Genomic DNA, 12,789 nt, shown 5'->3' on the forward strand with positions numbered 1-12,789 from the left:
CGCGATATAGGCGCCATCGACATACACCCCAACCGGCGGGTCCTGAGTAATTTGCGCGTCGATCAAACCAATACCGCGAATATAAATACGCAAGGTCGTGGTATTAATGGGAAAAGGCTGAATGGTCATCGCCGGCACATTGTTGGCAAGATCGCCAACATTGCCTATACCCTCGCGCTCCAGCGCCTGCTCACCGAAAGCATCCAGCGCAATGGGCGTGTCCTGAAGGCTCTCTGCCTTTTTCTGTGCGGTAACCACCACCTCTTCCAGAACCAGCGGATTTTTTTCCGCTAGCGCCGAGGGCGCAGACAGCCCGACAAAGAGTGCAGAGAGTAACGACACAGGAGATGGCTTTTTCATAATTCGATTTCCCAAACTGGTGTTATTGTTTTTCGCGACGGCAATACCTAGAAATACTATGATTCCCACCAGCACTACTACACATCAAAATAGACCAGTTTTGCAGACATTTGCGTTCGCCAACCGCGGCGTTACCGCGGTCGACGCATATCAACAGCCATCGGGACGAACTCAGGAAGGAATCTGCGCGGACAGCAGTCGCCGCGCAGGCAGAGCAGAAATGGTGCTTAACGATCCCACTTCGGCGGCAAAAACAACTGCTTCAGGCCACCGGTAAAGCTGCCGGCGGCAAACACATCGCGCCACATCGCCCTAAACTCGTGGAAGTTCAGGGTAAGGATATTGTGGCTGTAGATCTGGTCGACAATGCCATACTCAACAGGGTTATCATCGCGCTCCTCGGTATAGGTACCGAACATCCGATCAAAAATAATCAACACGCCACCGTAGTTACGGTCGATATATTCAGGGTTGCGACCGTGGTGCACCCGGTGAGCACTGGGCGTGTTAAACCAGAACTCCAACCAGGGGTGGAGCTTGCCCACCGCCTCGGTGTGAATAAAGTACTGATAGAACAAATTCACGGCATACAAGGTAAACACCACGCCGGGGTGAACGCCCAGCAACACCAGTGGCATAAAGAACAGCCACCAGCCCGTTACCGAATAGAGTAGCCCCTGACGCATGGCGGTGGTCATATTCATAGTTTCGCTAGAGTGATGCACCACATGAGCGCTCCAAAACCAGCGTATGCGGTGGCTGGCGCGGTGAAACCAGTAGTAACAGAACTCCATGCCAACAAACAGTGGCACAATGGTCCAGCCATTCACCGGAATATCAAACAGGCGAAACTCATAAATCCATAAAATAAGCGCTCCGGTGATAGCGATATGCAGCAGCAATTCAATCACTTGATAAACCCCGCCCAATCCGAGGTTGGTCACAATTTCGCGCCAGTCAAACTGCGACCACATGCGGTGCTCCGGGCCGTTTTGTTTGCGCACGTACAGCTCCACCGCAAACGCCAATAAAAAAATCGGCGTGGCAGCCATCAACACCATCTGCTTCCAATCGACATGGGGGCCGAAGATGGCGTGGGTCTGGTTAATGATCTCATTCAACATATGTGGCTCCGTATTCTTTTCACTATTATTCCCGGCTGCCAGGGATTATGATTGACGACAAACGACATGTATTTGACTATTTCGGACATGTTATGAGCCACACCAACCTCCACAGCGCTGTTGTTCCCCACACCTATGTGCAGTTGCTCTATGAGCACCTCGATGAGCTGGGAGTCGATGCAGAAGCATTGCTGGGCTCACCGCGCCCTCAGGGGGTCGGCCGCTACCCGGTACTGCGCTGGCGTGAACATCTGCAACGTGCCGCTGAGGCACTGCATGACCCCTTGCTGGGCCTCCACCTCGGCCAGCGTATTAGCCCCCGCCACCTCGGCGTGCTCGGCTATGTACTACTGGCCTGCGGCAGCGTAGCCGGCGCCCTGCAGCGTATGGAGCGCTATCACCGACTGATCTACGACGTGAACCCAATGCAACTGCAGCACACCGGCGACCACGTTGACTTGTGCTGGAGCGCAGAAAACGGTCGACCCGGTGCGCTGGTCGATGAAACGGCCATCGCCGCGCTATTGCAGTTTTGTCGGGACATCACCAACCAGCCCGATGCCAGCCCAATGCGCGTCGAGTTTATTAACCCCCGCCCGGCAGATATCGGTCCCTACGAACGCTGGTTTGGCTGCCCGGTAAGTTTTGATCACCAAGAAACCCGAGTGAGCATCTCGCTGAGTCTGCTCAACACTCCGCTGCGCACCGCCGACCCGGCGTTAATCGCCATACTGGAAGAGCAGGCTGGCGCCCTGCTGGACAGCTTGGAGCAACAACACGGCAAAGATTTAGCCCGGCAGGTACAACAGATGTTAGTCGGCCAATTGCGCGAGGGGCCCGCCAGCGCCGCGCGTATCGCCGACGAACTCCACACCTCCGTGCGCCACCTTCACCGCCGCCTGGCCGCCGAGGGCTGCAACTTCCGTCAGCTGCTGCAGCAAACCCGCCAGCAACTGGCGAACGACTACCTCGCCGACCCGCGCTTACAATTGAGTGAAGTCGCCGCCCTGCTGGGCTTTTCAGAACAGAGCGCTTTTAGCCGCGCCTTTAAAAACTGGACCGGTCTCAGCCCGGCGCAATTTCGCCGGCAAGGGCCACAGCGCCTCTAACCAGACCGGCGATAGCTAAACAAAAACGGCGGTAGTGACAAGCCGAGGAAGATGCCGGTAAGACGCAGCAGTAAAATCGTGGCCATTCCCAGTAAAAGAGCCAGACCGCCATCCACGGCCAAGGCCTGCAACAACAGGAAGAGGCCACCACCGGCCAGTGCCGCCGTCGCGTAGATCTCCCGGTGAAAAATCAGCGGAATTTCATTGCAGAGCACATCGCGCAAAATGCCGCCGGCCACGCCGGTCATCAACCCCATCAACAACGCAATATCGGCGCCGTGCCCCAACATTTGGGCTTTCTGAATCCCGGCCAAGGTAAAAAATGCCAAGCCAATAGCGTCGCAGACCTCTAGGCTGCGCAGCGGCAGGTGCCAAAATCGCGCCAGCACAAAGGCCAGCAAAGCCGACCCCAAGCCGACATAGAGGTAGGCCGTATTGGCAACCCAAACCACCGGCTGCGCGCCAAGAATCACATCGCGCAGCGTGCCGCCGCCCAGGCAGGTGATCAGCGCCACCACCATTACACCAAATATATCCAAACGCTTCTGCCCGGCCGTGAGTGCGCCAGACATCGCAAACACCGCTATACCAAAAAAGTCGAGAAAAACAATCATCGATGAAGACACACCCAGCTCCCTAACTCGCTTGCGCCCCGGCGTCAGCGGCGCATGCGACAACGTCAACACGGCACCTCAGCCGCCGGCTGTCGCGGCGGCGTCCCATAAAAAATGCCAGCCCCGCCAACCACGGCCTGGCGGCACCACCATGAATTCCTTGCGACAAACCCACCAAAAATACCCGCGCTAACAAACCGTCGCTGATCGGCGGCGCCTGGATGGCTGTAGCCCTCACAATTTAGAGGCATGTCGGGCGGTGTTTAGCCTTGCCGGGAATGACCTCGCAGATACCGGCAAGGCTAGCCCGGCACCGCCATGCTAACAAGCCCCTTGTTACCGGCACTGAGCCACTATCAAGCCCCGGAGGTTGTGCTAGGGTAAATGGAGCAACTACGGTAATGGCGACCAAGGAGTCATTCATGAACCGCCAAGCATCCTGGCTCTCAGAACTACCTTGTAATGGTAAAATCTACCGCTACTACGACCTGCAAAAACTCGATTGCGGCAGCGTTAGCCAACTGCCCAAGTCGCTGAAAATTCTGTTGGAAAACCAGCTGCGCCACTACGACGGGCTGCGGGTAGACGACAGCATTATCGATGCACTGAGCCGCTGGGCCGACACGGCGGCAGGCGGTGGCGATGTCAACTTTTCGCCAGCGCGAGTGCTCATGCAGGACTTCACCGGCGTGCCGGCCATTGTCGACCTGGCCGCCATGCGCGACGCAGTAGCCCGGCGTGGTGGTGACGTATCGGTAATCAATCCGCAAATACCGGTGGACTTGGTTATAGACCATTCCGTAACGGTCGATCAGTTTGGTTCTGCACTGGCCTTTAAAGAAAATGTCGCTAAAGAAATGGAGCGCAATATCGAGCGCTACCGCTTCCTCAAATGGGGGCAGTCGGCATTCACGAACTTCCGTGTCGTGCCGCCAGGGACGGGCATATGTCACCAAGTCAATCTGGAATATCTCGCGCAGGTCGTCTTCCAAGGGGAAGACGCCGAGGGCCCTCTCGCCTACCCGGATACCGTACTGGGTACTGACAGCCACACGCCAATGGTCAACGGCCTTGGCGTATTGGGTTGGGGGGTTGGCGGCATCGAGGCGGAGGCCGCTCTGCTCGGGCAGCCCTATTCGATGATGCTGCCAGAAGTGGTCGGCGTCGAAATGCGCGGCAGCCTGCAAGAAGGTGTTACCGCCACGGACCTGGTGCTCACCGTGGTAGAAATCCTGCGCCGCGAAGGCGTCGTCGGCAAGTTTGTCGAATTCTACGGCGATGGCCTGGCCGAACTCAGCGTGGCCGACCGCGCCACTATCGCCAATATGGCCCCTGAATACGGCGCCACCTGTGGCTACTTCCCGGTGGACGAGGCCACCCTGGCCTATTTAAAACTGTCCGGCCGTAGCGCCGACACCATTGCCCTTACCGAGGCCTATTGCAAAGTGCAGGGGTTGTGGCGAAACCCCGGCGATCAACCGGTATTCAGTCATGCGCTAAGCCTGGACCTCGACACCGTCGAAGCCAGTGTGGCAGGACCCAGCCGCCCCCAGGACCGGGTTCCCCTGCGCGACCTGAACCATGCCATGTCCCGCTTCATCGCCGACAAAGGCCGCGATGCCAGCGAGCGGGTCGATATTCCCGATATGGGTGAAACGCTTGGCCATGGCGATGTGGTGATTGCGGCGATTACCAGTTGCACAAACACCTCCAATCCCGATGTCATGATCGCCGCTGGCCTTGTCGCACGCAAAGCCCGACAACTCGGCCTGCGGGTAAAACCCTGGGTCAAAACCTCGCTGGCGCCCGGCTCTAAAGTCGTCAGCCAATACTTGGCCGACAGCGGCCTGCAAGAAGACCTCGACTCCCTGGGTTTTGATATTGTCGGCTACGGCTGCACAACCTGTATCGGCAACTCCGGACCACTTCCCGAACCGGTCGCCGAGGCGATCGACAGCCACGGCATGTTGGTATCCGCAGTATTGTCGGGTAATCGCAACTTTGAAGGACGCATTCATCCACAAGTGAAAGCCAGTTGGCTGGCCTCGCCACCACTAGTGGTCGCCTTTGCCCTGGCCGGCACCACGCTGATCGATCTGCAAAACGACGCTATCGCCAAAGACAATCACGGCAACCAGGTGTTTCTCAAAGACCTGTGGCCGAGCACGGCGGACATTCAACAAATCCGTAAAATTGTCAGTGGCAGCATGTACCGAGATGCCTACAGCGACCTGTTTCAGGGTACCGAGGAATGGCAAAAATTATCCGTCGCGGACGGCAACACCTACCAATGGCAAGCCGATTCCAGCTATATCCGGCTACCCAACTTTTTCGACACCGTCAGCGCCCCGCAAGCGTCACTGCAGAGCCTGCGTGGTGCGCGGGTAATCGGCCTGTTTGGCGACAGTATCACCACCGACCATATATCCCCGGCCGGAAAAATTGCCGAACAAAGCCCCGCTGGTCATTACCTACAGAGCCTGGGTATTGCTCCTCGGGATTTTAACTCCTATGGCTCCCGGCGCGGCAACCACGAAGTTATGCTACGCGGCACCTTTGCCAACCCCAACCTGAAAAACTTAATGGTCGACAGAGAAGGTGGCTACACGCTGGCCGCCAACGGCAGCGATATACTGCCAATCTTTAACGCCGCCGAAAAATACCGCGCACACAATACGCCCTTGGTGATTATCGCCGGTAAGCAATACGGCACGGGGTCTAGCCGCGACTGGGCCGCCAAGGGTACCCTGTTGCTAGGTGTGCGCGCCGTCATTGCCGAGAGTTTTGAGCGCATCCATCGCTCCAATCTGATTGGTATGGGGGTACTCCCCATCGAGCTGGATCCAGAAGTCCGCTTACCGATGCTCGATCTCAACGGCTTGGAAGAGGTCGACATCATTCCCTGCGATGACAAGCTCGCCCCCAAACAGACCCTGCGCATTGTCCTGTCGCGCACCGACGGCAGTCGCCACGAAGTACTGGGACGCAGTCGCATCGACACCCAGCAAGAAGCCGAATACTTTAGCCACGGTGGAATCCTGCCATACGTGTTGGCACAACTACAAAAATAGGCGGTTCAGAGCTCAGCAAGTGATTGACCCGCGCGCCGCCAATGGCATACTCAGCATATCGACAGGGAGCCCCACTGAATGAAAGTACATCTGGAACTGGAAATAGAACCCGAAGAACTTCGGCGCCTGATTGGCCTACCGGATATGCAGCCGATTTGGGACTCGGTGCAAAAACGTATTACTGAAGGTGATACGGAAATGGTCCAGCAGATCGCTAAAACGGCCTTCACCGAAGGAATGAAAACGCTGGACGTAACGACTCGACTATTGCGCACGGTCAGCGGCTTTGCCAGTAAACGCGATAGCGAAAAAAGCACAGAAAAAACCGCAGAAAAAACCAAGCCCGCGCGCAAATCACCCACTAAACGCCGCGCCGCCAGCAGCGAAAAAAGCGACGAATAGCCACACTACACCGCCAATACGAGAGCTCGACAATGGTAGCAAACCCAACACGAAGCGGCACCAAGCTGACCGCTTCGGGCAAACGCCTGCATGTTAGAGGCGCCCAGCGCAGTGATATCCCCGGCATTATCGCACTGTCGCAACGCGTATACAGCGGCACCGGTATCGACCCCTATTCCGCCGCCGAGCTCCGCGGCCAACTCAACCACTTCCCGGAAGGCAAATTCGTGGTCACCCTCGACGAGGACATCGTCGGCTACTGCGCAACCTTCCGGGTCAGCGGTGACGTCTGTCTGAAACCCCACAGCTGGGAATCGATCACTGCCAATGGCTATGGCACCCGCCACGATCCCAATGGCGAATGGCTTTACGGCATGGAGGTATGCGTAGACAAAAATGTACGCGGCTACCGCATCGGTCAGCGCCTGTACAACGCTCGCAAAAAGCTCTGCGAATCGCTGCAGCTCAAAGGGATTGTCTTTGTGGGGCGCCTACCCGGCCTGGCCAAACGCATACGCCGTTTTGGCAGCGCCGAGGCCTACCTGGAGGCGGTGGTCAACAAACAGGCCCGCGACCCCGTGCTGTCATTTCAGATTGGCAATGGTTTTGAGGTGCTTGGCGTCGTGGAAAACTACCTGAGCAGCGACCGGGACTCGCTGGGCTATGGCGCCCATCTGCGCTGGCACAACCCCAAAATCGACCGCGACATCAGCCCGTCGCAGCGCAAAAACTACGGCGGCCGTCAACCTGACACCATTCGCGTGGGCACCGTGCAATACATGCAGCGCAAGGTACAGTCGTTTAGCGAATTCATGTCCTTTGTTGAATATTTCGTCGACGTGGTCGCCGACTACAAGGGCGACTTTGTCGTATTCCCGGAGCTGATCACCCTGCAGCTGCTGTCCATTGAAGATCAGGAGCTGAGCCCGGCTGAGTCCATTGAAGCGCTGACCAAATATACCCCGCGCTACCGCGAGGCCATGCAAGACCTGGCGGTTCGCTATAACATCAATATTATCGGCGGCTCCCACCCGACACGCGTCCCCAACGGCCGGGTAGAAAACATTTCCTACGTCTTTCATCGCGACGGCCGTATCGACGAGCAGCCCAAAATCCACCCCACCCCCAACGAAGTGTTTTGGTGGAATATAGAGGGGGGCAGCAGCCTGCACGCCATCGACACGGACTGCGGCCCGATCGGCGTGTTGATTTGCTATGACTCTGAATTTCCCGAATTGGCACGACACTTGGTCAACCAGGGCGCGCAAATACTGTTTGTGCCCTTCTGTACCGACGAGCGCCAAAGCTATATGCGCGTGCGCTATTGTTGTCAGGCGCGCGCAGTTGAAAACCAGATTTACGTGGTGATGTCTGGCAACGTCGGCAACCTGCCCAATGTGTCCAATATGGATATTCAGTACGCACAAAGCTGCATACTTACACCCTGCGACTTCTCCTTCGCCCGAGACGGCATCGCCGCAGATACCACCCCCAATGTGGAAACCGTGGCGATTGCCGACCTGCGCCCGGAAAGCCTGCACGTCGCCCGCAACAGTGGCACAGTACAAAACCTGCGCGACCGCCGCCACGATCTCTACCAAGTTAAATGGCGGGGCCAATAACCTAAGCGAAGCCACCAGGAGAAGACATGACCACCCTGTTCACCATCATTGGGCTGCTGTTCATTTCGCTGTTTGTGCTGTTGCCAATTATTGAGAAATACGCCCCCAAAACCAGCGTAGAACAGCAGCAGCGACTCAGTCGCTGGATACTGCCACTGGTGGCCGTGGGGATTGTGCTGGCACTGATCAAGCACCTCACGTCCTAAGCTGCCACCACTGCCACCTCAGGAATTTCTATCACTATGCCTTCTGTAACTGGCTATGCGCTGCGCCTACTCAATGTCCTTTCCCTAAACCCCCATACCCAGCGGCACCGGGATATCCGTTACGGAGAACACCCCCGCCAACGCATTGATCTCTACCGGGGAAAGGGTCGCCAACCGCTGCCGGTGGTCATGTTCATTCACGGTGGCTACTGGTCAGATGGCGAGCGCGCCGACTACCGTTTTGTCGGCGAAGCCTTAGCCCAGCGCGGCTACCTCGCCGCCATCATCAGTTACCGGCTATACCCCGAAGTCCGCTTTCCGGCATTTATTGACGACGCCGCCACGGCCCTTGCCACCCTGAGACGAATCGCCGCCGACTACGGCGGCGATCCGCAACGTATTTTTATTGGCGGCCACTCAGCCGGTGCCCACAGCGCGGTGATGCTCGCCTTAGACGAGCGCTATTTAGCCGCCGCGGGCGGCAGCCCAACATGGATACGCGGTTTTTTTGGTTTGTCCGGCCCCTACGACTTTTTACCGCCCAAGGAAGACAAAGTAGCGGCCATTTTTGGCCCCAGCCACAATTACCCGCGGGGCAATCCGATTAATTTCGTCGCGCCGTCGCGCCCACCAGCACTATTAGTACACGGCCGCGACGACCGCACCGTAGGCGCGCGCAACAGCCTGCGCCTGGCCGAATCGCTTAGCGCCGCCGGCAGCGACGTAGAGCTGATGATTAGCCCCGGCGGCCACGCAGCACCGCTACTGGCATTTAGCGGGATTAAACGGCAGCGCAGTCAGATCCTCGACACCCTGGATCGCTGGATAGACCAACAACTGGAAGCGGGGCTTGGTTGTGGCCATATCCCCGCAGAAGAAGTCAGCAGCGGCGCTTAATCAGGCAAGCGCCGCCAGGGGGTGTTGCGCCCAGGGCGAGATAAACAGTGCCTCGATTTCTTCATCGGGCACCTCGTCGACACTGCTGTAGCACCAATGCGGATCTTGGTCGCCATCTTTAAAGCGCGCCCGCACACCTTCGGCAAACTCCGGGTCCCGCAGGCGATTTGCCGCCAATATCATCTCCAGGCGAAAAACCTCTGCCAAACCCAAACCTCGGCAACTCTGAAACTGCCTGACAATTAATTTCTGCGCACTGGCGGCGCCGCGCCGCGCACTTTGTAAGGCCGCTGACAGCCAAGGATCATCAGCCGCAGCGCAGCTTAGCGCGTCCAACAACTGCCTTGGACAGTGTGGTTCGCAGTGCTGATCAATCCACTGCCGATGAGACTTCAGCGGTGCGTGGCGCAAGCTAATCCCCTGTTCGACCTCCCAGTCAGTGAGCGCATCAGTAAGCATTTCGTGGTTGCTGGCATCCTCATCGCACCACGGCAGATGCAATAGATTGCGCAGCAAGGTCTGCTTGGCCTCTGACGCCCAACAGTAATCCGCCAAGCCCGCATAAAGCGCATCAGCGGCACCAAGCTCTATACCACTGAGTGCGGCAAACAAACCCGTATGCCCGGGCATCTGCCCCAAATACCAGCCAGCGCCCGCATTGGGCAGCAGACCGATACTGGCCTCGGGGGCCGACAGTCGACTGTTTTCGGTCACGATGCGGTGACTGGCACCGGCCATCAGCCCCAAGCCAGCGCCCATCACCCCGCCGTCAGCCCAGCAAATAATCGGCTTGGGGAAGGTATGAATCAGAAAGGCAGAGATATATTCACAGCAGAGAAAAGCCTCAGCTTCCACCGCAGCCCCACCGGGGTTGGCCAGGGCCGATGCCAACATACGCTGGGCATCCGCGCCGGCGCAAAAGCCCTTGCTACCGGCACCGTCGAGAAATACCGCCACCGCCTCACTGTCTTCTCTGAGCAGCAACAGGCTGTGATACAAGCGCTCAGCCATTTCAGGGCTAATCGCATTGTGCCGCGCCGGGGCATTGAGAGTCAGCTGCGCCAAATACCCGCCAGCGGGCAGCGCGTGTCGTTCCAGGCAAATCGAAAAATCAACGTGCATGTCGGCTTCTCGGCTAGCAACACTGTGATCCCCCAAGTATCCCCCCACAACCCATGTCACTCAAGCCCTACCGCCTCTCCAGAACGGTTAAGGGGCCGACAAAAATCTTTTCACTTCCACAACCCGCATTTTGTGCCATGGCCTCGCCCACAACCGGCAAAAACGGCGCTAACGCCCCGGCATACCTGGAAATTTAATGAAGACATACCAAAACACCAGTGCCGACATTGACCCAACTGTCATTTTTTATTGGTAGTCACGGCCAATTTGTCACCGCAGTGCATTCGTTATGCTCCGTCACCTACTGAATTCCCTGTACTCGGAATTCCTTTGTAAGCGAACAACCACTGCGAGGCAGCCATGACAATTTACAAGGCCCCGGTACGCGATATCGATTTTGTAATCAACGACGTGCTCGACTATCAAGCGCACTACGCCCAGATCCCCGGCGGCGAAGAAGCCAGCCCAGACATGATCGACGCCATTGTCAGCGAGGCGGCAAAGTTTTCTGAAGAAGTATTGGCCCCCCTTAACCAGAGCGGCGACGAACACGGCTGCGTCTGGAAAGACGGTGAAGTCACCACTCCCCCCGGCTTTAAAGAAGCCTATGACCTGTGGGTAGAAGGCGGCTGGCAGGGCCTGTCTCACCCCGCCGAATACGGCGGCCAAGGCCTGCCGATGTCGCTGGGCCTGATCAAGTCCGAGCTGGTCGGCACCGCCAACTGGAGCTGGGGCATGTACCCCGGCTTGAGCTTGGGCGCCATGAATACCCTCTACGTGCACGGCACCGAAGAGCAAAAGGGTCTTTACCTCAGCAAGCTCTGCGAAGCGACTTGGACTGGCACCATGTGTCTGACCGAACCCCATTGCGGCTCTGATCTCGGCCAGATGAAATCCAAGGCCGAGCCTCAGGCTGACGGCAGCTACAAGCTGACCGGCACCAAAATCTTCATCTCTGCCGGCGAACACGACCTGGCCGAAAACATCGTGCACATTGTGCTGGCCCGCACGCCCGGCGCGCCGGAAGGCACCAAAGGCATTTCGCTGTTTATCGTGCCCAAATTCCTGTCTGATGCCGAAGGCAATATCACCGAGCGCAACGGTGTTTCCTGTGGCAGCATTGAAAAGAAAATGGGTATTCACGGCAACGCGACCTGCGTGATCAACTTCGACGACGCCACCGGTTATATGCTGGGCAAGGAAAACGAAGGCCTGGCCGCAATGTTTACCTTTATGAACACCGCCCGCATCGGCACCGCGATTCAAGGTCTGGCGGCCTCCGAGCTGGCCTACCAGAACGCCTGGCCCTACGCCATGGACCGCCACTCAATGCGTTCTTTGTCCGGCACGAAAAACCCTGACAAAGCGGGTGACGCCATCATTCACCACGCCGACGTACGCCGCATGCTGCTCACCGCGCGCGCCTACGCCGAAGGTGGTCGCGCGATGATTTACGACGCCGCAAAGTACTCTGACGTCATGGTGCACGCCGCCACGCAAGAAGAGCGCGACGCCGCCGAAAATGAACTGGGTTTCCTGACGCCAATCCTCAAGGCCTTCTTGACCGAAACCGGCCTGGAGTCGGCCAGCAATGCCATGCAGGTATTCGGCGGCCACGGCTTTATCACTGAGCACGGCATGGAGCAGATCTACCGCGACGCGCGTATCGCCACCATGTACGAGGGCACGACCGGCATTCAGGCCATGGACCTGATCGGCCGTAAAGTTGTACTGGACGGTTTCAAACTCTACGCCGGCTTCAGCAAAAAGCTGTACAAATTTGGCTTCAAAAACCTGCTCACCGGCAAGCGCCGCCGCTACAGCGCCAAGCTGATCGGCTATACGCTCGGCCTGAACTGGAAAACGATTAAAATGGTTGCGCGCGCCTCGCGCAATCGCGACGCGGTCGCCGCCGCGTCCTTCGATTTCCTGATGTACTCGGGCTATCTGTCTATGGCCTACTACTGGGCAATGATGGCCGAAGTCGCCGCCACCAAGCTCGCCGCGGGCGAGGGCGACAGCGACTTCTACCAGGCCAAGCTGGAAACCGCTGAGTTCTACTTCAGCCGTTTGCTGCCCCGCGCCAAGGCCTATGCGGCGACGATGGACAGCAGCACTGAGAGCGTTATGGGCATGGACCCTGTGCGCTTCGCGCTGCGCTAAGCTAGCCATCACTACAAAAAAGGCGCTGCCATCGCTGGCAGCGCCTTTTTTTTCACCCTATCTCGATACTTACTAGCGTTAAACGAAGCCTCGGGGCAA

The 12,789-nt window shown here is 57.7% G+C and carries 11 protein-coding genes; 7 read left to right on the plus strand and 4 right to left on the minus strand.

Annotated features, from left to right (window positions below):
* Both ABYM29_RS06475 and ABYM29_RS06480 read right to left on the minus strand, forming a co-directional pair.
* Positions 1–360, minus strand: a 360-nt coding sequence (locus tag ABYM29_RS06475) for a TonB-dependent receptor plug domain-containing protein (protein WP_372863634.1), incomplete at its 3' end; no start/stop codon positions are given.
* A gap of 227 nt (positions 361–587) precedes the next feature.
* Positions 588–1,484 carry a sterol desaturase family protein gene (locus tag ABYM29_RS06480; protein WP_372863637.1) on the minus strand — a complete coding sequence of 299 codons (897 nt, stop codon included), beginning with the start codon at positions 1,482–1,484 and terminating at the stop codon, positions 588–590.
* 92 nt (positions 1,485–1,576) lie between these two features.
* Between ABYM29_RS06480 and ABYM29_RS06485 the strand changes: the two genes are divergently transcribed.
* On the plus strand, positions 1,577–2,593 hold the full coding sequence (locus ABYM29_RS06485; protein WP_372863639.1) for an AraC family transcriptional regulator: 1,017 nt from the start codon (positions 1,577–1,579) through the stop codon (positions 2,591–2,593).
* On the opposite strand, the gene ABYM29_RS06490 is transcribed toward ABYM29_RS06485, so the two are convergent.
* On the minus strand, positions 2,590–3,219 hold the full coding sequence (locus ABYM29_RS06490; protein ID WP_372863642.1) for a trimeric intracellular cation channel family protein: 630 nt from the start codon (positions 3,217–3,219) through the stop codon (positions 2,590–2,592). The genes ABYM29_RS06485 and ABYM29_RS06490 overlap by 4 nt on opposite strands.
* Positions 3,220–3,629: 410 nt before the next feature.
* On the opposite strand from ABYM29_RS06490, the gene acnA reads away from it, so the two are divergent.
* From acnA to ABYM29_RS06515, 5 genes are all read left to right on the plus strand, one after another.
* Entirely contained in the window at positions 3,630–6,278 is a 2,649-nt protein-coding gene (acnA, locus tag ABYM29_RS06495) for an aconitate hydratase AcnA (protein WP_372863645.1), read from the plus strand.
* Between the two features lie 78 nt (positions 6,279–6,356).
* Positions 6,357–6,680 carry a hypothetical protein gene (locus tag ABYM29_RS06500; protein WP_372863648.1) on the plus strand — a complete coding sequence of 108 codons (324 nt, stop codon included), beginning with the start codon at positions 6,357–6,359 and terminating at the stop codon, positions 6,678–6,680.
* Positions 6,681–6,712: 32 nt separating this feature from the next.
* A complete protein-coding gene (locus tag ABYM29_RS06505) occupies positions 6,713–8,302 on the plus strand; it encodes a nitrilase-related carbon-nitrogen hydrolase (protein ID WP_372863651.1) in 1,590 nt (529 codons plus the stop codon).
* A 26-nt stretch (positions 8,303–8,328) separates the two neighbouring features.
* Complete coding sequence (locus ABYM29_RS06510; protein ID WP_372863653.1) at positions 8,329–8,508, plus strand: hypothetical protein; 180 nt, start codon at positions 8,329–8,331, stop codon at positions 8,506–8,508.
* 36 nt (positions 8,509–8,544) lie between these two features.
* The gene (locus ABYM29_RS06515) at positions 8,545–9,405 is read left to right on the plus strand and encodes an alpha/beta hydrolase (protein ID WP_372863656.1); all 861 of its coding nucleotides are present in this window, start codon (positions 8,545–8,547) and stop codon (positions 9,403–9,405) included.
* Here the strand turns inward: ABYM29_RS06515 and ABYM29_RS06520 are convergent, their stop codons facing one another.
* A complete protein-coding gene (locus ABYM29_RS06520; protein ID WP_372863658.1) occupies positions 9,406–10,527 on the minus strand; it encodes an enoyl-CoA hydratase/isomerase family protein in 1,122 nt (373 codons plus the stop codon).
* Between the two features lie 360 nt (positions 10,528–10,887).
* Here ABYM29_RS06520 and ABYM29_RS06525 point away from each other — a divergent pair, with 360 nt between their 5' ends.
* Positions 10,888–12,690 (plus strand): acyl-CoA dehydrogenase C-terminal domain-containing protein, encoded by a 1,803-nt coding sequence (locus ABYM29_RS06525; RefSeq protein ID WP_372863660.1) that lies wholly within the window; start codon positions 10,888–10,890, stop codon positions 12,688–12,690.
* The last annotated feature ends 99 nt before the right edge of the window (positions 12,691–12,789 follow it).

Origin of the sequence: Spongiibacter sp. (assembly GCF_041602295.1) — a bacterium.
GTDB lineage: Bacteria > Pseudomonadota > Gammaproteobacteria > Pseudomonadales > Spongiibacteraceae > Spongiibacter.